The organism is Halomonas zincidurans B6, from assembly GCF_000731955.1.
In the GTDB taxonomy this organism is placed as follows: Bacteria; Pseudomonadota; Gammaproteobacteria; order Pseudomonadales; family Halomonadaceae; genus Modicisalibacter; species Modicisalibacter zincidurans.
On the sequence record NZ_JNCK01000001.1, the window covers coordinates 2245833 to 2268489 of the forward strand.

General features: G+C 59.7%; 22 protein-coding genes. 7 read left to right on the forward strand and 15 right to left on the reverse strand.

Annotation, left to right across the window (positions count from 1 at the left end):
• Positions 1-15 precede the first annotated feature (15 nt).
• On the forward strand, positions 16-1338 hold the full coding sequence (locus HALZIN_RS0110575) for a tyrosine-type recombinase/integrase (RefSeq protein ID WP_084173510.1): 1323 nt from the start codon (positions 16-18) through the stop codon (positions 1336-1338).
• Between the two features lie 84 nt (positions 1339-1422).
• Here HALZIN_RS0110575 and HALZIN_RS17110 read toward each other — a convergent pair whose 3' ends face one another.
• From HALZIN_RS17110 to HALZIN_RS0110605, 6 genes are all read right to left on the reverse strand, one after another.
• The gene (locus tag HALZIN_RS17110) at positions 1423-1692 is read right to left on the reverse strand and encodes a DUF4351 domain-containing protein (protein WP_051907471.1); all 270 of its coding nucleotides are present in this window, start codon (positions 1690-1692) and stop codon (positions 1423-1425) included.
• Positions 1693-1696: 4 nt separating this feature from the next.
• Positions 1697-2530, reverse strand: a complete 834-nt coding sequence (locus HALZIN_RS0110585) for an Rpn family recombination-promoting nuclease/putative transposase (RefSeq protein ID WP_031384190.1) — start codon at positions 2528-2530, stop codon at positions 1697-1699.
• A gap of 212 nt (positions 2531-2742) precedes the next feature.
• Positions 2743-3270, reverse strand: a complete 528-nt coding sequence (gene radC / locus HALZIN_RS0110590) for a RadC family protein (protein WP_051907472.1) — start codon at positions 3268-3270, stop codon at positions 2743-2745.
• Between the two features lie 28 nt (positions 3271-3298).
• Positions 3299-4108, reverse strand: a complete 810-nt coding sequence (locus tag HALZIN_RS0110595) for a DUF932 domain-containing protein (protein WP_051907473.1) — start codon at positions 4106-4108, stop codon at positions 3299-3301.
• Between the two features lie 125 nt (positions 4109-4233).
• Positions 4234-5217, reverse strand: a complete 984-nt coding sequence (locus HALZIN_RS0110600; protein ID WP_201448191.1) for a recombination directionality factor — start codon at positions 5215-5217, stop codon at positions 4234-4236.
• Positions 5218-5332: 115 nt separating this feature from the next.
• Positions 5333-6559, reverse strand: coding sequence for a YqaJ viral recombinase family nuclease (locus HALZIN_RS0110605; RefSeq protein ID WP_231664688.1), 1227 nt, complete (start codon positions 6557-6559; stop codon positions 5333-5335).
• Between the two features lie 232 nt (positions 6560-6791).
• Between HALZIN_RS0110605 and HALZIN_RS0110610 the strand changes: the two genes are divergently transcribed.
• Together HALZIN_RS0110610 and nadS are read left to right on the forward strand one after the other, a co-directional pair.
• Entirely contained in the window at positions 6792-7130 is a 339-nt protein-coding gene (locus HALZIN_RS0110610) for a type II toxin-antitoxin system RelE/ParE family toxin (protein WP_031384195.1), read from the forward strand.
• Positions 7127-7411: a NadS family protein gene (gene nadS, locus HALZIN_RS0110615; protein ID WP_031384196.1), complete on the forward strand. Its 285-nt coding sequence runs from the start codon at positions 7127-7129 to the stop codon at positions 7409-7411. The genes HALZIN_RS0110610 and nadS overlap by 4 nt, the downstream gene beginning before the upstream one ends.
• 28 nt (positions 7412-7439) lie before the next feature.
• Here nadS and HALZIN_RS0110620 read toward each other — a convergent pair whose 3' ends face one another.
• A complete protein-coding gene (locus HALZIN_RS0110620) occupies positions 7440-7772 on the reverse strand; it encodes a hypothetical protein (protein WP_031384197.1) in 333 nt (110 codons plus the stop codon).
• A 605-nt stretch (positions 7773-8377) separates the two neighbouring features.
• On the opposite strand from HALZIN_RS0110620, the gene HALZIN_RS0110630 reads away from it, so the two are divergent.
• The 4 genes from HALZIN_RS0110630 (at position 8378) to istB (ending at position 14043) form a co-directional block, all read left to right on the forward strand.
• On the forward strand, positions 8378-9064 hold the full coding sequence (locus HALZIN_RS0110630) for a YagK/YfjJ domain-containing protein (RefSeq protein ID WP_084173512.1): 687 nt from the start codon (positions 8378-8380) through the stop codon (positions 9062-9064).
• Between the two features lie 631 nt (positions 9065-9695).
• Positions 9696-11363 (forward strand): YfjI family protein, encoded by a 1668-nt coding sequence (locus HALZIN_RS0110640; protein ID WP_031384199.1) that lies wholly within the window; start codon positions 9696-9698, stop codon positions 11361-11363.
• 429 nt (positions 11364-11792) lie between these two features.
• On the forward strand, positions 11793-13316 hold the full coding sequence (gene istA / locus HALZIN_RS0110645; protein WP_031384200.1) for an IS21 family transposase: 1524 nt from the start codon (positions 11793-11795) through the stop codon (positions 13314-13316).
• Positions 13303-14043, forward strand: a complete 741-nt coding sequence (gene istB / locus HALZIN_RS0110650; protein ID WP_031384201.1) for an IS21-like element helper ATPase IstB — start codon at positions 13303-13305, stop codon at positions 14041-14043. Before istA ends, istB begins: the two co-directional genes overlap by 14 nt.
• Positions 14044-14081: 38 nt before the next feature.
• Here the strand turns inward: istB and HALZIN_RS0110655 are convergent, their stop codons facing one another.
• The 8 genes from HALZIN_RS0110655 to HALZIN_RS0110690 form a co-directional block, all read right to left on the reverse strand.
• The gene (locus tag HALZIN_RS0110655; RefSeq protein ID WP_031384202.1) at positions 14082-14411 is read right to left on the reverse strand and encodes a hypothetical protein; all 330 of its coding nucleotides are present in this window, start codon (positions 14409-14411) and stop codon (positions 14082-14084) included.
• 15 nt (positions 14412-14426) lie between these two features.
• A complete protein-coding gene (locus tag HALZIN_RS0110660; protein ID WP_031384203.1) occupies positions 14427-14726 on the reverse strand; it encodes a hypothetical protein in 300 nt (99 codons plus the stop codon).
• A gap of 305 nt (positions 14727-15031) precedes the next feature.
• Positions 15032-16732 carry a UvrD-helicase domain-containing protein gene (locus HALZIN_RS0110665; RefSeq protein WP_031384204.1) on the reverse strand — a complete coding sequence of 567 codons (1701 nt, stop codon included), beginning with the start codon at positions 16730-16732 and terminating at the stop codon, positions 15032-15034.
• Between the two features lie 139 nt (positions 16733-16871).
• Positions 16872-17093 carry a DUF6447 family protein gene (locus tag HALZIN_RS0110670; RefSeq protein WP_031384205.1) on the reverse strand — a complete coding sequence of 74 codons (222 nt, stop codon included), beginning with the start codon at positions 17091-17093 and terminating at the stop codon, positions 16872-16874.
• 48 nt (positions 17094-17141) lie between these two features.
• Positions 17142-17948, reverse strand: coding sequence for a SapC family protein (locus HALZIN_RS0110675; protein WP_035575304.1), 807 nt, complete (start codon positions 17946-17948; stop codon positions 17142-17144).
• Between the two features lie 276 nt (positions 17949-18224).
• Positions 18225-18743: a hypothetical protein gene (locus tag HALZIN_RS17115; protein ID WP_051907474.1), complete on the reverse strand. Its 519-nt coding sequence runs from the start codon at positions 18741-18743 to the stop codon at positions 18225-18227.
• Positions 18744-18925: 182 nt separating this feature from the next.
• Positions 18926-19186 carry a hypothetical protein gene (locus HALZIN_RS0110685; RefSeq protein ID WP_031384208.1) on the reverse strand — a complete coding sequence of 87 codons (261 nt, stop codon included), beginning with the start codon at positions 19184-19186 and terminating at the stop codon, positions 18926-18928.
• 93 nt (positions 19187-19279) lie between these two features.
• Positions 19280-21904 carry a DUF4214 domain-containing protein gene (locus HALZIN_RS0110690; protein ID WP_031384209.1) on the reverse strand — a complete coding sequence of 875 codons (2625 nt, stop codon included), beginning with the start codon at positions 21902-21904 and terminating at the stop codon, positions 19280-19282.
• Positions 21905-22657: the final 753 nt, after the last annotated feature.

Sequence of the window (22657 nt, forward strand, 5' to 3'; positions counted from 1 at the left end):
CCGATGGAGATCATAATGCCTAAAGCCGCGCTCAGTCAGCACTTTGTCGAGCATGCCGCCTGCCCCGCCGGGAAGGCGCGCATCGATTACTACGATGACAAGGTGAAGGGGTTATCGCTCAAGGTGCTGGCTTCCGGCCACAAGGCGTTCTATATCCGCTACCGCGATGCCCGAGACACGCTGGTGGAGCGCAAACTGGGCACTACGGCGGTGATGAAGCTGAGCGAGGCGCGCAAGTCAGCGAACGATGTCCTGGCCCAGGTGGCGATGGGAGAAGATCCCTTCGAGCAACGCCGTACCCTGAAGCAGGTTCCGACGTTCGCCGACTTCGTGGAGACGGCGTACATGCCGCACATCAAGGGCTACAAGCGCAGCTGGTCGACCGATGAGTGCCTGCTGCGTAACCATGTGCTGCCCAAGCTCGGCAAGCTGTACCTGGACGAGATCAAGCGACAGCACCTGATTGAGGTGTTCAGCGCGCACCGCGCCACGCATAAACCGGGCTCCACGAACCGGGTGATCATCCTGTGCCGCTATATCTTCAACTGCGCGCTGAAATGGGAGGTGGAGGGCATTAGCCGGAACCCCACGGCGGGGATTCCGCTGTACCCGGAGAACAACAAGCGGGAGCGTTATCTGAAGGACGACGAGGCGCTGCGGCTGTTCGAGGCCCTGGAAGCCTCACCCAACCCACTGCTGCCGTACATCATCGCCATGCTGTTGCTGACCGGGGCGCGCAAGCGCGAAGTGCTGGATGCGACCTGGTCGGATCTGGATCGGGACAAGCGCCTGTGGCGCATCGAGTTCAACAAGACCGGGCGCACGCGACACGTCCCGCTGTCGCAGGGGATGCTGACGTTGCTGGAGAGACTGCCGCGCGTGGCGGGCAATGAGTATCTGTTTCCCAACCCCAAGACCGGCAAGCCGTTCGTGAGCATCTTTCACAGCTGGGACACGGCGCGGTACAAGGCGGGGTTAGGCGACGTGCGTATTCATGATCTGCGCCATAGCTTTGCCAGCTATGTGATCAATGCGGGGCGTTCGTTGTATGAGGTACAGAAGCTGCTGGGTCATACCCAGGTGAAGACCACCCAGCGCTATGCTCACCTCAGCCATGACTCGCTGTTGTCGGCAGCGGACACGGCCGCCATGGCAGTGCCATGGGATCGCGGAGCGCGAGACGAAGAATCTAAGGGAGACCCGGCAGCAACCGTACTGCCGGGGACCCGAACCCAACAGCCGGCTAGGCAACCCGCCCTACCCCGCGATGCCCCGCCCGGTCAGACGCTGTCACCGCCTCCCAGCGGAGAGCCACCGGACGGTGAAACAACAAAATAAAAAAGAAATCAGTCAGATAGCATAAGGGCAGCCACCAGGGCTGCCCTTTTTGCGCGTCAGATAAGGAGGTGAAGGAACAGCCTGTTACTGCTTGAACAGCTCGTCGAGGGAATTGGCAGTCAGGATGGCAGCCGACCAGTCTTCTAACTGCTCAGGTGTCGCTTGCTCCAGACGCTGCTCCGCCCAACCAGGGAGATCCCCAAATTTTAGGCCAAGTTGCTTATGCAGGATGCGCTGGGCTTCCTCCCGGCGAGCATCGTTAAGAAATGACACCTCATCCCGCAGTGCCCGTTCCCGCACAAAGGCCAGGCGACGGGTTTCTTCATCGGCACTGAGCTGACGAATGCGTTTCATAGCTTCAATGTTCCAACTCAGAACGAAGTGCTTTCACTTCAGCCTCACCCAAGCCTGACGCCTCAGCGATCTGAGCATCATTCAATACCTTCATTTTAATCAAATTGCGTGCGACTTCCTCACGGCCTTCCCGCTTCGCATCATTCAACAGCGACACCTCATCCCGCAGCGCCCGCTCTCGCACGAAGGCCAGGCGGCGGGTTTCTTCATCGGCGCTGAGCTCGCGGATACGGCTCATCGCCTTCTTGACCGGTTCATGGGCAACAGTGGCCATGGTGAGTTCCTCCTGCCAGTGCTTGAAGAAGATTATCCAGGCGCGCAACGGCCCCTCTGGCAAGCCCAAGCGATCCGCCTTGTTCAGTTCGATCAGGTTCATCTGCAGGATGTTCCCCAGCGACACATCCGGCTGGCGTTCATCGCGCATCTCAAACCGCCACACAGCCTGCCCGCGTTCAGCGTCTGTCGCCATGAACAGATCGAAATCAAGTAGGTGCAACCCGACAGTCGCCCGCAGCTCCTGATAGTCTTCTCCGGCGCTCAGCTGGCTGCCCAGCGTGCGGGCCAAGTAGAACAACCCCCGCTTATGCCAGGCACCATACCGACGTACCTGAACCTCGACATTGTAGCAGTGGCCGTCGCCATCACGGGCCAATACGTCGAGGATGATGTACTTGCCGGTAAGCTCTGTCGCCTCGATATTCGGATTTAGTATCTCCACCGAGGCAATATCAGGTAGATCCGGGCGCAGATCGTTGATCAGGTCCACCAGCAAATCCGGAGCTTCCGCGAACAGCCGCTTGAAGACGTAGTCATTGGTGGGGTCGAGTAGCTCGCTCATTAATGCTCCTATCTCAATGCCTCGATTCTACCACAGCGCGGCCTGTCAAGTGGTTTTCTCCCTCATTCCATCCCCCAGTTACGTAAAGAAAAAATAGCGCCCGTCAAGGTGCCCCACCCCACGGCGCCGGTTAGGGCAGCCGTGAGGCGGAGACGGTGGCGAGCGGGCCAGTGTCCCCGCTGGATGAGTTGCGAAAGGTGGACACGCTTGTCTTACAGCCACCCCCGTTCAGCGAAGGACACAAAGCCTTCGTGGCCGACCACGATATGATCCAGGACGCGGATATCCACCAGGCCCAGCGCCTCCTTGAGTCGCTGAGTGATGCGTCGATCGGCATCGCTGGGCTCGGGGTCGCCGCTGGGGTGGTTGTGCACCAGGATCACAGCCGCCGCGCTGTGCGCGATGGCGTGCTTGATCACTTCACGGGGGTAGACATTGGCCGAATCGAGGGTGCCTCGGAACAGCTCATCGAAGGCGATCAGCCGGTGCTGGGTGTCCAGGCAGAGCATCCCGAAGACCTCGTGGGGGTAGTCGAGCATCAGGGTCTGCAGGCAGCGGTGGACTTCCTCGGGACGACCGAGCGGGTTGCCCTTGCGCAGTCGCTTCTGGGCGATCAGCTTGGCCAGGTGCAGAAGCTGGGTGTCGGTGATGTCGCCGTTGACGCGGTAGGTGCCGGGCTCCTCCCCGGCCCTCAGTTGGTGGAACCCCGAGTCGGGTAGGCCTGTTGTCGCTGAGGTCATGGTCGGTCTCCTTGTCAGTTGTCGGGATTCAGACGGCGGCCGTCGCGCCCTTGAGTTCGGCGAAGCGCTCGGTGAGCGTCCACAGCGCGCGGTTGAGACGCACGTCTTCGGTGACGCTGTTGATGGGCCGCGTACGGGTGGCCCGGCCGGACTGGGAACGCCCGCGCAGCCCGCCCTTGAAGAGATTTTCCTGGGTGCGGTTGAACACGCTCCACAGCGAGCCGTTGGCATCCTCGCTGCGCCTGGCTTCGAGCACGTCACCCGGCTGAATGGGGCTGGTGGTTTGCCAGTCGTCGCCGTAACGCAGCGACAATGCGACTTCGGCAAACAGCTGGGCTTCGCCCTGGCTGACCAGCGTGGATCGGAACGCCTCTACGCCCTCGGCAATCCGCGGTACCTGCTGGCTGAGCTGGAGCGAGCCGTCGAGGATCTCGTCGACGATCTGCTTGCCATGGCGCACGCGGATACCGCCCACGTCGCCCACCGGCGTGACCATGCCGTTGAGACAGATCAGCCGGAACAGACCCAGATCGAGCTGAAACGCCGCGGTGCGGTCGTGGCTGTTGGTGAGGACCAGTTCGGTGACGCTGTCACCCACGGCGATCTGACGGTCGGGGTCCTGGCGGAAGCGGATCAGGTGCCGGGCCACGCTCTGACGCTCGGCCTGGCGCACGTTGGTCTGCTGGGCCCGCACCGGGTACCAACCCTCGGCTTGCAGGGCGTCGACCACGTTGATGGTGGGCACGAAGCCGTAGCGCTCGGACACGGCTTGATCGGGCTGGCTGGCGAAGATAGCGGGCGCTGCGCGATGCAGCTGGTCGTGAGTGAGAATGCGCATGGTGAGTCTCCTTATCGGTCAGCCACGGCATAACGGCCCGCGCCTTCAAGGGCAGCGGACGTCGTCAGTGCGGTGGCGTGGGATGAATCGAAAGCAGGGGTGAGTCGGGAACGGTTGAGATGCACTCAGACCCGTTTGGCCTGGCGGGGTTGGAATTGCTGGACATCGTTGCTTTGCGAGGTATCAGCCTCTCCGAGGGAAGCCTTGGGGTCGGTACTACCTTGGGGCTGCTGCTGGCTCTTGGCCTGCAGCTTGTCGGCCAGGGTTAGCGGGGCGTTGGCGTCCTGTCCGCCCGGTGGGTGTTGGGGCGCGTCGGGGTAGAACTCCTCCACGACCTCGGCGGATTCTTCGGCGCTGTCCTCGAACGCGCCGTTGGCAAAGCCCGCCTTGGCGGCCCGATCCAGGGCCTTCTGGTCGAAGCCTGTGGCGTGATGTTGTTCATCCAGCCGCTGGGCCTCTGAAAGCGTTTCTTCCAGCGTCCAGCCCTCGCGCAGGGTGATGTCGACGTAGAAGATCGCCGTGCCCCGACTCTGGCGGGTGGACTTGCCACGCAGCCGGAGTTCTAACGGTAAACAGGCCAGGCGGTTGCCGGAGATCGCCTTGAAGTAGGCGAGTCGCGCGGCGAGCGTGCGGATCGAGTTGAAGCCGGTGGTGCGGAAAATGAAGCTGCCCAGCGGGTCGTCATCTCCGATCAGCACGTTCAGGCGGCCATAGGGCTTGCAGGCGCCGCCCTGGGCCAACGGGCAGCCGTCGGGGGAAGGACAGTCCAGCGTCTCCATCCCGTCGCGGGTGCGGCGTTTGCACTGCTCGCCATCACCCACGCACAAGGGGCGGGCGGTCTGGCGATCGAACAGCGCGTACTCGGCACGCAGGTTGAGATCAGGATCGTTGAACAGTAGACGGATGGGAATGCGGCGCAGCTTGCCTTCCTGCTCGCTGCGCAGCTGCTCGTCCAGCGGGTGGCGTATCCAGCCCTCCTTGGTCTGGAGCTGTGAGGTCAGGGTGAACTGGTCGTCCTTCTGGGGCAGGCGCTTGCCGTTATTCTCGACCACCTTGCCGATGGTGATCCGCCCCAGAATCGGTGGGGTAATGGCGAGTCCCTTGAGCATGGGAACCTCCTTGATGACGTGTCGGGTGGCTCATAACGCAAAACGCCCCAGATGGCCCGTAAAGGCGCTCTGAGGCGTTGCGTCGACTGAGGTAAGGCTTTGGTTGTCGCTCCAGTCACTGACGCACTACGAAGCGCCGTGAGCCGGGATGCGAGCGAAGGTACGTCGCGCACAGTTCGGGATGGTCTTGCTGCAGTGCTTTGGTATCGAGCCGATTGACCGGCGCGGTCTGCTTCCAGCTCAGGCTACCGCTGGGGAACGTCGCCAACGTGGCAGTCCCCATGGCCTGCTGCAGGCGGTGCTTGAGCCGCAACTCCGCCTTCTTGGCATCATCCAGGGTCTGGCGTACCTGTTGCAGGTCGACGAACGCCTGGCTGAGCATCACGTCATGGCTTAGATCGATGGTCTCGCCATTATCCTGGGGAAACAGCGCCCGCAGGGCCCGGTCGGCCGAGTCACTGCCATCCGCCGGGGGTGGCGTGTCACGCTCGACGTAATCCCAGAACTGGCGTTCCAGGGCGATGAGTTGTTCGATCATCGCCTCGTCACGCTCGATGCGATGGATCTGCAGCTCATGGCCGCCCAACAGCACGGCCACATCGGCCGCCTGCTGGCCGGTGACGGCCAACTGGTGCATCACCTGCAGCTGGACGTACTCGGGCACCCCCTCCTTCCACAGCCGCGCACCGAATAGCCCGGCGGTCTTGCACTCGAGGATCTGCACGGCGTCGTTGCCCACGACTTCGCGATCCAGGTTGGCAAGCATCCAGGGATGCTCGACATGCTGCAGGATGGCGTTGACCCGCTGTACCCGGTAACCGGTGTGCCGGGCGTAATGATCGGCGACCAGAGGTTCGAGCACCTGGCCCCAATGCAGCGGACTGGTCAGGCTGTCTTCCGCCGATGGTTCCCGGTGGGTGTCGGTCCGCTCGGTCTTCTCCATCCATAGTTCGAGCTGGGATTTGTAAGGGTTGAGGCCCACCGCCGCGGCGGCATCGGAGCTGCCGATCCCGCTCTGGCGGATCGCCAGCCAGGCCTTGCGATCCAGGGCCCGGGTATCGACCAGACGCCGGGCCTGGTCGCGGTAACGGCGCTGAGGGGCCGGAGGACGCTTAATACGGGCGTCCCGGCTGACCGGCGCGGGCATGCCACTCTGCTCGATGGCGTTTAATACCGAGGCCGTCACGCTGCCGGGTTTGGCCTTGGCCGAGAGCGGGATGGCCGCCGACTCGGCGTCGGGTGCTTCCTGCTCCGTCTGATCGAGCGGAAACAACACGGTGCGCTTCACCGGCTCGGCAGACGCTGGGGACGACGGGGTGTGAGAGTAGGTGTTGTGGCTCATGGTCAATCTCCTGAAGGGCAGACACGGTCTGTCTGACACGGTCTGTCTGACACGGCATAACGGCCCGCTCCCCGAAGGAAGCGGGCTGGCCGTGCATGGGGGTGGTTGCAGTGGGACGGTTGCGTTGAACGCGCTTAGCGCTCGAGGAAAGGGGTTGTTCAGAATCGACGCTTTGCACTATTTTATGTACTATGTACACGATGAAGTGCACTGGTCGAAGGATACGCCCGACGTGAGTCATGCCATTGAATTCATCGAAACGCCGACCTTTACCCGGCAGATCCAGGCCATGGCGACGGATGATGAGCTGAAGGAACTCCAGCGCATCCTGATCGCCCAGCCCGACAAGGGCGACCTGATCCAGGGCACGGGTGGGTTACGCAAGATACGCATGGCGCTGGGGCATCAAGGTAAACAAGGCGGTGCTCGGATCATCTACTTCCTGGCCACCGCCGAAGTCGTCTACCTGATACTGGCCTATCCCAAGAGCGTGAAGGACAGCCTGACGCCTGCCGAAAAGGCCACGCTGAAAACACTGACCCATCAGTTGAAGGGGGAGGTTTTAGAATGAGCATTTTTGACGAACTCCAGACATCGCTGCAGGAAGCCGTCGACATCAAGCACGGCAAGGCCCAGCCCGCCCGCGTGACCCACCACGAGGTCGCGGACGTGAAAGCCATTCGGGCTAGCTTGCAGATCTCCCAGATCGAGTTTGCCCACGCCATGGGAACCAGCGTGGATACGATCAAGAGCTGGGAAACCAAACGCCGCAACCCGACCGGCCTGGCGGCCAAGGTGTTGGCGACGATCCAGGACAACCCGGCGTTTTTCAATGAACTGGCCGCTCACTGACCGCTCACGCCGTTTCTAGGCGACGGGGCTACTCGATGTGGGGGCGGAAAGTGCGGCCACAGCCATGGCAGGCGTAGTTATCGAGCACCTGGGTATCCAGTTGCTTGCCGAGACGGGCACCGGCGACACCCCCGGCCGTCCCACCGACTAGACCGCCGAAGACCGCCCCGGCGAGACTGCCAACGGTGATCCCGACCGGCCCGGCCCAGGCACCCACCAGGGCACCGGTCTCGGCCCCGCTGAGCGCTCCGGCTGCGCCGCTGGCCGTTCCCGCCGCACACCCGAGACTGCCGCCGACTTGTCGCCCTCGGTGACGCGGGCGGATGCGACGTGAACCGCAGTTTGGACACGTAATCGACATCGGCTTACCTCCTGAAAGATGGATTGGATGCATCGATCGAAGCGTTCCTTTGGACGCTTCAAGGAGGTAATACAGGGCTGAGATTTTTTTGAATCGTTTCCGCTATCCGTCAGGGCCGGTCCGTGACTGACGGAAAATGCTGGGGATAGGCCCGCCCAAATGCCGACTACGGCACTCACGTATTCTTTGACAGACCGTGCGCATCCCATGAGAAGCATTGCAATCGTAGCGTTCACCCAATGGAAAGTTTTTAGAAAGTGGGCCAATGACCAAACCCCGGTACGCCCCGGGCTTTGAATTCGTTATCCCCAGTCTTTCCGGGACGTATTGATCAGCTTCCATGACGGGTAAGTAGTATACACATAACTCACTGGCTATAGTCACTTAACAAGAGGGATAACAACCTAAGCAATAACTCCTTGATAACTCAATTCCTCCAAGAGGATTGATGTGTCCATTAAGCATCGTCATCGGGTATTGCCGATGACACGCTCTCAAGTGCCAGCCCTCCCCTGAGGGCGTTAATCCATTCCACACATTGACCGCCTATCGCGTCAGCGCCATGCGCTTGACGCTTAATCCTGCACGTCACAAGGAACCACAACATGTTTGAATCACAGCCCAAGCGTCATCCAATGAACACCAAACTGAACTGTTTTTATAATCCATATTATCGGGGTTTCGAAGTCAATCAGCATGCAGAGGCACCCTTGATCGAGAACCACCTGGAGAGAGGACTTCTTACGCAAAACCGAGCGCTTAATCATTACACCCGGGTACTGGCTTTCCGTATTGATCTACGCTTTCCAGAGTGGATGCCTGCCATCGATTTAACGAATGACAACACACGGCTCAGCGCCTTCTATCGCTATTTGAACGAAGAGATCGCCAAGGCCAATACCAAATACTCGACGGTGATTCGCTATGTGTGGTGCCGGGAGCAGGAAAGCAGCGATAAGCCGCATTACCATCTCATGGTGTACGTGAACTACGACGCCTACTATCAACTGGGCACATTGAAGCCCTCGGAAGGCGGCGGGTATGAAGGACGAGGCCTGTATCATCAAATCGTACGCGCCTGGGCCAAGACATTGGATTATATGTCCTGCGATGTCGAAGGGCTGGTTCAGGTCGGCGAGAATCCCATTACAGGTTATCCCTATACGGCTTGCCTGCATCGCGACGACTTCATGGGTCAGGAGGAAGCGGTCTTCAACCTCAGCTACCTGTGCAAGGCGCACAGCAAGCCCTTCAATCAAGGCGTGCATGTATTCGGCACAAGCCGCATTTAACGCATGATCGGGCACGGCAGCGCCGTGCCTTTTTCATTCCGAGGAGAGAACTCATGGACAGTCTTGCCGATCGTTGGGTACGTCAGTTCGAAGCTGAAAACCCCCAAACCGTAGCCGCTTATCACCAGACCCTACGTAAAACATTCAGTCCGGAATTACAGCCCTTTGCAAGCAGGCCGGCCCCAGAGCCCACCACTCATTGTCCCATCTCGGCAACTTCAACGCAGAGCGAGAAGCGCCGTTCCCAGGATATTCAGGCCCTACTCCAAGCTGCAATCAGCCTGCGTCGGGCGCGAGGAGACACCCAGGCCGCCTTTGCCTATCGCTTAGGGATCAACGTGCGCACCTGGCAGGAGTGGGAGCAGGGACGCCGGTGCCCCTCGGGCCCCGCCCGGACCCTGCTGGAACGGGGACTCAAGGAGCTGAGTCCGGGTCGCCCGGGGTAACCCGCCAAGAATGCATGTCCGGCCAACAGTGGCAATAGGGTGTCGCTGCTTGCCTGGGCCGGTTCACGCCTTGCCCAGTATTGACCTTGCATCCAAAAAATAAAAACACAAAAGGCTATAAACACTGCTATAACCGCTATACTCTAGCCGGTATAGCAGGGTAAAAACTGGATAGGAAACAGATAATGGAGAGTAGTGACAGCAGGGCGGACGAGGCTGTTCAGGTTCCCTTCGCCAACACCCGGCCCGATCACTGGCCCGAGTATCGTGAACACAGCCTATTCTGGTCAGCGGTGCTAGAAGCAGAGTCGGCCCTTCAAGTGCCCAGGGAAATGGCCATGATGTCGGCCTTGGGTGCCATGTCTGTCGCCTGCCAAGGCTGGATCGATGTGCAGTACCCGACAGGGAATTGCGTTCAGACCCCGCTGATGCTCCTGACGCTAGCAGAGTCCGGAGAGCGCAAAACAACGGTGCAAAATCGTTTTTTCGCGGCTATCACCACCCTCAACCGGAAGGCGGCCGAGGTCGCGGATGAGCGCCTCGACCATTACATGGATGAGCAGGCTCTCTGGAAGCAAGAGGTACGCGCCTGGGAAGGGACCTACCGAAAAGCCATCAAGAACGGTGATGACGCTACAAGCCAGAAAGCCAAGGAGACGTTACAGCAGCTGAGAAAGAAACAGCCCGCTTTCCCTCAGCGCCCACGATTACTCTACGATGACACAACGCCTCAAGCACTCGTGCAGTTATTGAATGACTATTCTCCCCATGGCTGCCTGTTGACTAGCGAAGCCAACAGCGTTTTTAGCGGGCGCGCACTCCAGGAACTCGATAAGCTGAACACGCTATGGGATGGCGGGGACGTGATCGTGGATCGCATGACACGTCCAAGCTTTATCCTTTCCGGTGCACGTCTCACCATGGCGTTAATGACACAACCGAGCGTGATTAACCGCTTCCTCTCCAAGCGCGGCGAGGAAGCCCGAGGAATGGGGTTTCTCGCTCGTTTTCTGGTCGTCAAACCAGAAGAAAAGGCAGGGACTCGCCAAACACGCCCACTCGGCCCCCTTCCTCATCTTGATGAATTCAATCGCCGTGTCGAAGCGCTTCTAACCGATTCCACGACAGACACCCCGCATCCGGACGACAGGACAAAAAATAAAAAGGTCGTGCAATTCTCGGCGATGGCTAGCAGCCAATGGGAAAAATACCATCAAGGCATTGAAGATGCCATGCAGGAAAATCAGCCCTACTTTTATTATAAAGACCACGCATCCAAACTGATGGAAAACATCACCCGCATGGCGGCTATCCTGCACCACTTCGAGGGGGGTGATGACGAAATTTCTTATGACACCTTGAAGTTCTGCTACGAGTTTGTTCTAAAATGTTCGCAACATTTCCAACGTTATCTTGCCGGAGAGCCGCAAGTCGTCTCCGATGCCAACGAGCTGGCAAAGACGCTGCTCGAATGGGCTGATAAAGGCAACCAACAACCCTATTTATCCTCGCCCGAACTCCCTTCGCATCTCGCTCGTGGTAGGCAGTGGACATTCACCATGACGAACTTAAAGCAATACGGTCCCTACCGTTTGCGTGGCAGAGAAAATGACCAACGCCTACGTGAAGCCGTGAAACTGCTCCAAAAGATGGGTCATGTCAAAATGGATAGACACAAGCAATACACGATGCGTGAAAATATTTTCGCCGGCCCCGACCAGCCTGCCTTACGCAACGGCGTAGAGTACCGTGTCGAAGCCTTACCGTTCTTTGATGAACAACAGTATTACCAAGATCCACACGCGAGAGGGGTAGTCAATGCTAGTGGCTATTATTTGATCAAGCCTGAGTAAGGGGAGCCGCTCCTCGCATTCTTGATGTGGATACTGCTCTCCCCCAACCCGGAATACCGCAAGCGGCTTCAGCGACCCAGCTCCGCCCAGGAATCGTCACCGCTAACAAACGCCTTCAGCTCCTGCTGCAAGGCGCTGGCAACCAATGTCCAGCCTCGGTTTGCTGCCGCCACCCACAATGTCGGGGGACAGGGGTCAGCCTTGTCCCTCTCCCACGTCACCACGGAGTGGATAAAGCGGCGCAGCCAGGGAAAATCGGCCTCCATCGGCACCAAGGGACGGCCCTGCAGCAACGCTGTTAATGGCCAAGTAAAGTGACCCAGTACCGGCCAACGCTTTTGACCCACCCCCGAGGTGGCAGCGCTGCCACCATCCACCTACCGTGTCGGCTCAGCCAAGGGTCGGGATGGGGACGTGAAGGACTGGGGTATGATTCACAAGATCAAAGCGTTACATGATGACGGACAGGGCCTGTCGATCCGCGCCATCGGCCAGGAGCTGGGCCTCTCCCGCAACACCGTGCGCAAGTACCTGCGCCAGGACGAGGCCGCCATCGAGGCGGCGCAGTCGAACCGGGAACGCGAGAAGAAGCTCGACGTCCACCGCGATTACATCGTCTACCTGCTGCGCACCTTCCCTCGGCTGAGCAGCGTCAAGGTCGCCCGCAAGCTGCGCGATAAGGTCGGGGAGCTGGCGGTTTCCGAACGCACCCTGCGCCGTTACGTGCAGCAGGTGAAGAGCACCGTCGCCAGCCGGCAGCGGCGCTACTACGAGCCGGTGCTCGACATGGTGCCCGGTGTGCAGTGCCAGGTGGATCCGGGCGAGCTGCGCGAGGTGATGATCGGCAGCGAGCCGCGCACGCTGTTTTTCGTGGTGTTCGTGCTCGCCTACTCGCGCCTGTCCTACATCGGCGTCAGCCTGGCGCCGCTCGATACCCCCACTTTCATCCGCCTGCACGACGAGGCCTTCCGCTACTTCGGTGGCCTACCCGAGGAGTGCGTTTACGACCAGACCAAGATGGTGGTGATCAGCGAGCAGTTTCGCGAATTGGCGGTCAACCAGCGCTTTCATGAGTACGCCACTACCGCTGGCTTCCGGATCCATGCCTGCTGTGGCTACGACCCGGAGAGCAAGGGCAAGGTCGAGGCCGGGGTGAAGTACGCCAAGCAGGACGCTTTCTACGCCGAGACCTTCCGCGACGAGGCCGACCTGCGCCGCCATGTGCAGCAGTGGCTCGATGAGGTCGCCAACGTGCGCACCCACGGCACCACCGGCCAGCAGCCGAGGGCCCACTTCGAGGCCGCGGAGCGGGCGCATCTTGGACCCTACCTGACGCCGGCCTGTGTGGCGCGAGGCGTCGACGACCTGGCCCCGCGTAAGGTCGACAAGACCGGGCTGATCGCCTGGAAGGCCAACAAGTACTCGGTGCCCATGGCCTACCAGCAGGGGCGTGTCGGCGCCCGGGAAGAGGACGACCGCCTGGCGATTCACGACCTGGAGAGCGGTGACGAGATTGCCACCCATTCGCTGCACCTGGGCACGGGTCGTACGCGGCGCAACGCGAACCACTACCGCGATCACCGCCAGCAGGAGGCGGACCTGGAGCAGGCCATCGAGCGGTGCCTCGGCGAGTCCCTGGGGCGGCAGCTCTGTGCGCGCCTGCGCGAGAGCATGCCGCGCCACTATAGAGACCAGCTGCGGGGCGCCAGGAAGCTGCTGGAAGGCGAGCCCGAGCTGGACCGGGTACTGATCGGCGACTGGGTCACCCGCGAGCGTCTCACCGCCGGCGGGCTCAAGGAGCGCCTGGCGGCGGCCCGGCTGGCCAAGGCACGCGGGCGGGATTGCGACGCCGATGCCCCGGCGGACCCCGTCACGCCGCCCCCGGACCTGAGCCAGTACGCCCGACTTGGCCGCTCCAGCGGCCAGCAGGAGGTGACCCATGGGGCAACTTGAGTTGACCGCCGGGCGCTACCGCAGCCTGCGCCTCGGCGCCATCGCCGGGGATCTCACCGTCCTGCTGGCCCAGGCCGAGGCCAACGAGGTCTCCTACCTGGCTTTCGCCGACATGCTGGTGGAGCACGAACGCCAGATCCGCGAGGCCAAGCGGATCGACCTCTACCGGCGCCAGGCCGGCTTCCCCAGCGACAAGCGGCTGGAGGGGTTCGACTACCGGCACCAGACCACCATCACCAAGCGCCAGGTCAGCGCGCTGCTCGACTTCGCCTTCCTCGACAACCGCGAGAACCTGGTGTTCATCGGCCCGCCGGGCGTGGGCAAGACCCACTTGGCCATCGGCATCGGTCAGAAGGCCATCGAGGCCGGTTACCGGGTGCTGTTCCGCAACGCCCTGGACCTGGTCGAGGAGTTGGAACTCGCCGAGATGAAAGGCGCGCTGAAGAAGACGCTCCACAAGCTTGCCAAGGTCGACGCCCTGGTCATTGACGAGCTGGGGTATTTACCGATGAGCCGGCAGGCGCGCTACGCCCTGTTCCAGCTGATCAACCGGTTCTACGAGCACCACTCGCTGATCATCACCACCAACAAGGACTTTACCAGCTGGGGAGAGTTCTTCCACGACGACAACGTGGCGGTGCCGATCGTCGACCGGATCATCCACCACTCGCACCTCTACCTGCTCGGCGGGGAGAGCTATCGGCTGAAGCAGAAGACGCTCAGCTGACGGTCATGGGTGGGTCAAAACTAATGACCGCAGGTGGGTCACTTCCGATGGCCATTGACAAACGCCTCCCGTGACCGGTACGCCTCCCCCTGGAGCTGATCGAACGGCTTCCAGTTGGCACAGACAAAGTGATTGTTGAGCGCAGCCTCCCGGAAAGCCGTGACTTCCGGCTGCGAAGCCCACTGCATGGTCACGACACGCCCGTCAGGCTGCGCACTGACGTTCAGGAAGTATTGCGGATGCTGGATCGTTGCGCGGGTCAGACGATCGTAGGCCGCCTGCAAGGCCGTGCAATGGCGGATCATGTCCCGCACCTGCGCGGGGCGGACGTGAGTCTGGTAACTGACGGGGGCGTTGGAAATCTTCATGGCTGACAGGATGCCCTACTTCCCACCCTGCTGCACCGCGTTTACCAGGTCGAAGTAGGCCCGCTCCGCGTCGCCTTCCTCGACATTGGCATCGATGAAGTCGTCCAGGGCATCGCAGATGGCGATGGCTTCGGGCGAATCACCCAGCCGTTCGACCCAGTCGGCGTACAGGGCACGAAGTGCGTCGTAATCCGCCTGGCCCATCGACTCGAACAGCAGGTGCTCGTAGCCCGCCAGCGTGGCCAGCAGCGCCTCGCGGGTCTCGGGAGGGATCGGGGCCGCATCGGGGCCCTGGGCATCAGGGGAGTCGGTCATGCCGCCATGATAGCAGCTGCAGCGGCCCGTGGGCCGCGTTTATGCCGTAAGGTAGGGAAATGGTAGGTCGCGGCATAAAGCGCCACATGGGGCAGCACGAGCGGCACGCATCACGTGTACCACCGCAATGATATCAGCCCACCGCCAAGCGCTGCTTCATTGAGGGTACCCTCTCTAAAGCAGGCGATGTGCGCCGCATGCGGCGATGTTCAGCCGGTGCCCGCCCCGGGCCAACCGCACGAAACGGTTACCCACACTGCCAGCGGCTGGTCAGGCTTCCGAACAGCAAGAAACCGTCCTGCCCATCAAAGGCTGTCGAACAGTTCTTCCGGCACGTCTTCGAAGAACCGGCAGAACGGCAGGGACCCAACCAGAGTGACGCTCTGCTTGGCACGTGTCACGGCAACGTACAGCACACGCCGTAACAGGCTGGCCTCCTGTTCCATATCTTCTCGGGCGATACTGTCGAGAATGCGGCCGGGATATTGAGCATCGTGCAGGCCCATGACGACCACATGGTCGAACTCGAGACCCTTCAGCTGGTGATAGGTGGTGACGGCCACCCCTCCTGTAAAGCCGCCAAGTCCTGCGCCCTTGGCCTTCTTGACCTTTACGCCGCGCTTTTCCAATGCCTTCTGAGCGGGATAGAGCTGGCGGGAGAACGGCAGCACCACTGCCACGGACGTCGTGCGCAGCCGCTTGAACTCACTGGCCACAAAATCGTAGCCCTTGTCATAGGCCTGTCTAGCATCAGAGGCCAGCAGCAACCTGACCCTCTCGCCCTCCTTGTTCGGGCGCACCGGCGTCGTATAATCGACATTCTCGGTCACGTCATTGCCCGCCAATAGATATTCGGCCACGTCCATGACCTGCCGCGTAGTGCGATGGCTGGCGGATAGACGCCGGGAACGACCGCCCTGCACCTGAATACCGACCGATGTCCAGGTAAAGCTACGCCGATAGATCTTCTGGGCCATGTCTCCGGCCATACTGAGCGACACACGTGGAATCTTCGCGGCCACCAGCAACCAGCTCTTATCGAAGTCCTGCACCTCGTCGATCATGACATGGTCATAGCGGTATTCATTAGGGAGATCCCCGCCCCGTTCCATCAGGACGCGCAATAACAGGCCGGCCGGATTGTCATAGTCCTCCTGCCGGGTTTCCTCGAGCCATTCCTGATACAGCTCGTAGACACACCAGATGAAGCGTCGATCCTCCTGCGTGACCCGCACCGCGGTGCCCCGCCCCGTGCGCTCAACCGCTAGGTAGTCTTCGAGCCGTGTGACGTGCTGACCGAACAGCCAGGCGATTTCGTCGCCCCACCAGCCCAGCAGATCCGGCGCTTCCTTAAGATCGAAGAGCCGATGGCTGCCGACCTCTTCTTCCGCCTCCTTAACCAGCCGCTTGAGCTGATCGCCACGCGCCTTACCATCGACCCAGCCGGTGAATTCGAATCCCATTGCTTTGGCCGTGCTGCGTGACCAGTCATGGAAGGTTCTGACGTCTACCTCCCCTTTCATCCCCGCCTGGCGAAACGCTTTCTTGACGTAGGCACACAGGGCCGAGTTGTAGGTCAGAAACAGCAGCGACCCCTTGGCCATGGCCGAGAGCAGCCTGCCCGCCCTGGCGGCCAGCACGGTGGTTTTTCCGCTACCCGCCTGGCCACGAACCAGCAAGTGCTGAGTAGGATCGAGATCAATCACCGCCTGCTGCTCATCGGTAAATGCAATGGTCGGCTGAGCAGGTTCAGCAGGCACGGACGCAACACTAGTGTCGGCGCCGTCGCCCGCCTGGGTGGCGGCCCCTGCCAGACGCCAGCGGTATGAGGCATCGATCTCTGCCTTGCCTTCCGTGCGTAGACGGTATAGCAGCGTATTGACGTCGCTTCGATCAACATGCAGGCCGAACTCATCCCCCAGAATGGTCGCTAGCTGGCGTGCCTTTACCGGTGCATGGAGGTGCAGGAGCTTCGTGACTTGCGCTTCAAATACGTCTTGACTCATTTACTCTCCTCTCAGCACCCTGCCTGTATCCCAGCGCAGCCAAAACCTATTTTTGAGTGCCATCAAATAATCGGCACAAATGGGACACAGCCACCCAGCAGGAGTCCGGTGGCGGCCACTGCAATCAATCGCATCATGATCAATGGGTCTCCTTATGGGGCAGTTCTTCGCTCAGCGCCCGCGCATAGGCGGTACGCGCCGTCTGGTAGATGGCCAGCTGTTGCTGCAAACGGGCGATTTCCTGATCGGTGACTTGCAGGTTCACGACTTGGCTACGCGCGTTCTCGGACAAATCCGCCACGTTATAGTCGGTGCCGTCGATGGTCACGGTCTGGTTTGCTTGGGTATCGGTATCTGCCATGGGAAAAACTCCCTATCTGCCTGAAAGTGAACCACCAAGGGTACGGGATCAATCCCCGAAATCGAAGGTCAGATCGTCGTCGTCGCCATCCAGCAGACTATCGATGTCCCGGTTGGCTGATTGGTCGGCCTGTTTGGCATGGTGCTTTTCATGGAACTTCGCCCGCTCGGTCAGCTGCGATAGCTGGTTCATCGAGAACAGTTGGGCGTAGGCCAACGCCAATGCACCGTGCTTGCGCAGCTCGGCGAAGGCTTCTGGGGCAAGCTCGTTCAAGGCCTTCTCGTTGATGCGGTACAAGCCTTGCACACTCAACGGTTCGTGCCCTTCCCCGCGTTCGAGCTTGAGCGGCCATGGCTCGATCAACCCAGTCTCGCCCAGTAGCTGACAGGCCTTTGCGGTCACCTGACGGTTGTTCTCGCATTGGGTCAGGAAATCCAATGTCTGCTGGACCTTCTCGCTCAGGTTGCCGTCATCATCGAACAGCGGATGGGCGGAAGGCTCAACGGTCAGGCTGTCCTGCTCGATGGCTAGTACCTGCTGGTCGTTATCGGCCTTGGCCATGCGAAACGGATAGCCACGCAGCACTGACGGCACGTAGCTGGCCAGCCAGCGTCCGTCGGAGTGTAAATAGAGGTTGCGCTCGCCCCCCAGCCCGGTCAGGGCTACCGGCTGGTAACGCTGGTGAGCGCCTTCGCCCTGCTGGATGAAGCCCAGCGTGTAATGCGGCAACAGCTTGGTGAGTTCCGCGATCAGCACAGGCACGACCTGTTCCTGGGCGGCGAAGCCATAGCCCTGGCGGGGCCAGAAGTAGCTATCGGCGTGCTGGGTGCGGGATACCGCGGTCCATTCCGGCATGCTGACTCTCTCGCGTGATGCATGAACTATCCATGGTAACAAAACCCGGCTCGCATCGGGCCTGACGCCGCGCACTCAACGCGCGAACTCATCGCCCTGTCGGTACCGCTTCCACCGCGTCGCGCAGACATTTTCGCCCGAAGTGGGCATAGCGCGCAGCTGCACCGGTCAATCCAGCCGCAGCGACACATGAAGCACTAGCCGAAGAGGGTTATGATTGCTGGGGCCTCACGGAAAGCCAGTCATGCGTGAGCCCCCCCACCCGGTTACCGGGCATCAATTGCCCTTCGAAACAGCCTTGAAACCACTGAACCCCAGCTCGACAACGTACTCAACGGGTTGGCTCGGATCGTGCTGACGGTCGTCAGGGCCGTACGCCAGCCCTTCGATGTGTACGCTCCCCTCGCTCTTGCCCGCATAAAAATCCGTCACGCGGACAAGGTCTAGTTCAGGTATCGTGTATTCGGTCTTGACGACAGGATCGGCAGAACCAAACCCGCTGCGCTCGACGACCGTAAAATTGGGGCGCTGCGTTCCATTCCCCCCGTAGCAACCGTCGTCCCCTTCCCAATAAACGATATACTGAGCGCCGAATCCGTCCGCTTGGTCCATCCCTTGCCTGACCTGTACGGCCTTGTACTGCAGCGACGTGCTTTCGTCGGGGGCCGGGAGCTGGCAGGCAACGATTTCGCTAAACCGTTGTACCAGGCGAGAGGCGTCGGCTTCATCGAACGCATAGGCATTGATAGAAACCGTCGCCGCAGTCGCCAACACCACGCCTTCGATAAATTTCATTGTTCGTTCCCTTCTCTTGAGACCTTCTGTCGACAAAGCCATCGCTTCCAATCCTCATCGGTATCGATGCGATCAAGCCTTGAACGATCAGCTGGGGATGTCTTTTTTGATCGAACGACCGCCGTGGTCAGAATCACCGCGAGGCGCTGACGCCCTGCCGGTTGGCAACGACGGGTACCGCCTCAGTCCACCGCATAGCTTCCGCGCAGGTTATCCAGCCGTGTGCGGCGGTTGGGCTGCTCGCCCTGGCCGTCGAGTACCACGATCTCGCTGCCCGGCAGGCGCGGCTCGATGCGATTGCGCAGCCATTCGGCAATCGACCAGGTGCGATTGGCGGCGTTCTGATAGTCGTAGTCGTCTACCTGGACATCGACGGTCTCGCGCACCACCAGGCGGATGCCTTCCAGGCGCCAGACGGTTTCTTCGAATTCCTTGATGGTCATGCAATCCTCGTTAGCAAAGAAAACCCCCAGCCGAGGCCGGGGGTTTAGGTACTTTAACCTATCCGAAGATAGGCATCCTTCTCAGGGAGAGCTTTACACCAGAGCGAAAGCAGCTTCGTCGATGGTGGTCACGCCCTGCAGCTGGATGAAGTAGTCGGAAACACCATCATTAGTGTTATCGACGTACAGGTTGCCGGTGCTGGAGTCCAGCGCAGCTACCAGGCCTTCAGCAGAGCCAGCGTTGTTGGACAGGAAGGTTGTCGCATCGGCAGCGCTACCAAGTACGTCAGCCTTAACACCGCCTGCAGCAGCATCGGCATCAGCAGTAAAGCGCAGCACATCACCAGTCCAGTCTGTTTGAGTACCAGCAGCCTCGCCGTCTCCAGCGGCACCGTCAGTACCAGAGCCGAAGGTGTTGGCGTTGAAGTCGGTAATGGTGTCAAAGGCACCAGTACCAATCTTGGATACACCGCCAACATTAAAGTCAACGATATCGTTGCCACCGCCCAAGTTCAGGGTATCGCCGTTTGCACCACCAGTGATGACATCTGCTTCCGCAGTGCCGGTGATGGTCAGCGCCGGAGAACCAGCAACAGACGCTGATGCGTTGATCTCAACACCAGCAGTGTTGGCAGACGCATCGATGGTCTCAAGCTGATCTTGAGATCCAGCAGTAGCGAAAGTCAGAGCCTGATCGCCTGAGATGTTCAGAGTAACGAGGTCATCGTTGGTCAGGGCCAGCGTGTTATCTGCAACATCCAGAGGATTACCATCGCTGATGGTCGCATCCAGAGTGCCGGTGCTCTCGACATTCAGCGTTTCGACACCTGATGTGTCGGCAGTTGCCGTAGCAGCAGTTGTATCAACGTTGCCATCATCAGTAACCGCGATGTCGGTATTGATAACAAAGTTCAGGCTGTCAGCGGAGCCAGAGGTAGAGGCCAAATCGACGTCAAGAGTACCAGTGTTAGTGACAAGATCGCCGGCCAAGGTAACCGTGGCGCCTTCACCGACACCCGATACGGTGGGAGTAAAAGTGGCAGCAACGCCATTGGCAGCAGTGAAGCTATCAACGCCAGAAAAGGCAGAGACGTCGATGCTGGTGCCACCAGACAGAACATCACTGATGCTCAGCGTATCAAAGCCTGTGAAGTTATCAGCAATATTGGCAGTACCTGACACGGTACCTGCCATAGCCGCTGTCATGGACAGGGTATCTTCGCCCTCGCCAGCGTCAACAGACGCAGTAGTATCGTCGGTAGCAGCACCGACTACATAGGTGTCATCACCAGCACCGAGGTCATAAGCAGTGTCTGCGGCGAGTGCAGCGGTCTGGGTAACGGAATCATCGCCGGAACCGGTAGTGATGGCAGTCGCGGTATCATCAACTTGGACCGCCACATCGCCAGTGGTTCCACCTGCGGCTACTGTTTCCAGAGCGCCGGCAGCGAAGGCATCCAGATCAACCGACGCATCACCTGTCACGTTCAGGTCAGTCAAAGCAGTAAAGGACGAGGTAGTCACATCAGCAGTGAGTGAACCTTCCCCTTCCACATTCAGCGTGGTGGCGGCATCATCGACAGTGTTGAAGTCGATCACGTTGTCGCCAGACAGAGTGGCATTGATCGTTACAGCAGAAGCAGCGGCCTGGCTCAGGGTCAGCAGGTTATCGTCATTACCTGTAAGCTCAAGATTCAGAGTTCCTGCAGTAGCATCGTCCAGATCAACGGTCGTCGCAGCACTGGCAGCAACACTGCTCAGGCTCAGTGCCAGAGTAGAAGCTGTCGAGCCGGAGAAAGTGACATTTTCAGACTGGTTAGCCACGTTCAGGGTACTAACGGCACCAAGGCCGCTTACAGTAGACGTACCAGTACTATTGGCAACGGTTACTTGCTCAACGCCAGTAGAGGCAGAAAGAGCCAGATCCGCACCGTCTGCAGTAGAACGGAGCTGAACGTTTTCAATATTCTCAAGCGAAGGTGTAACTTGCGCACCTCCGTTCAGCGTCACATTCAGCGTGTCGTTGCCCTCTGCGCCGTCCAGAATATCAACGCTCTGCAGAGAGTCCACCAATGCGCCGCCACCAGCGGAATCTGCAACAGCAGTCGCTGTAAACGTGTCGTCGTTAGCAGTACCGGTCAATTCGTCGGTACCTGCAGTGAGCGTGAAGGTCTGACCAGGATTCTGGTCGTTGTTATTGACCAACTCAGCGAGTTCGGCCTCGACATTGACAGCCGCCGGGTCGGTGGTTTCATCAACTGTGGACAGGAAGTCGCGAGCGGCCTGGGCAGCGCCTGTCCCCTGGTAGGCCAACACTTCTTCAGTGGTGTCGATGTTGGTGGTGAACTCGTTGGCCACAGCCACCTTGTTGTTCAGCGCGGTTGCGTCTTCGTTCTGGGCGCCATTGGCGATGTCCAGAGCGATTTCAGCCAAGGTGCTCTCGCCGGAAGCCAGTTGCTCGGAATAGTAGTTCAGACCTTCCAGCTCGGCGTTACGGCCGAACATCTGGTTGTAGAGGTTGTTGACCAGCTGCTCGTTGGTCAGGTCACCGAAGCGTGCGTCAAATTCCTCGGACGTGCCGAAGGCATTGACGACACTTTCCACACCGTTGGCTTCGATCTGGTCGGCCCAGTAAGTCAGACCTTTTGAGTCGGCGGGGCGACCGTAGTAGGCGACATAAAGTTGCTGGGCCAGGTCAAGATTAGCTTGTGTTGCCATGGGACTATAGTCTCCTAACGTTTGCAAAGTTGGCGGCCTAGTAACGCCAACCGTTCACACTGCGTGAGCGCTCGAGCTCTGCTCAGTGAGCCGCACCCGATTGCCAGTGATTGCTGTTGTGTCGTGCCGATTGTTCCTTAGGACCGGTCACCACATGAACCACCGCGAGGGATGCGGATACCGGCTAATGTAATGACGCAGCTCCTACCAAGTCAACGAGCGATGCTAACGAACAATCGACAAATTACCCTTCTCTTCGTGACATGCCGATGACCGAAAGTGCGCCTCGGGAGCGCCTGATGGGGTCACCTAAAGCCTGCCACTGACAGCGAGATTAGCTTATATCCGGGCTCATGGCGAGAGTGAACGCTTACTTTTTTGCAACTTTCGCCTGCCCTTCGCAAGCCGCTGATCTGGCTGAAGAAAACACTGTTTCCTTGAGCCGGCAGTATAGCGCATGTGACATTTTATTGCAGCGCGGGGGTGGAAAAATCATCTCGCGGCATTAAACCTCTATTCAACCCTTATCGCTTCATGCGGCCTGCGAAAGAAGCGGCCACTCACATTCAACTTAGCGCAGCGTGTGGCGACCCGAAAGCTCGGTGAAAAGCGACCCACTTTGGTTGTAAGCCATTTGCCACAGCCAAGAAATAATGCCGAAAGCGACGCATGGAATAACGCTCATCAGCACTTTCGGCATGGCTAATAAACGCTTGTTTTATAAGACTAAACGCGTTGCACACGTTTAGCTTT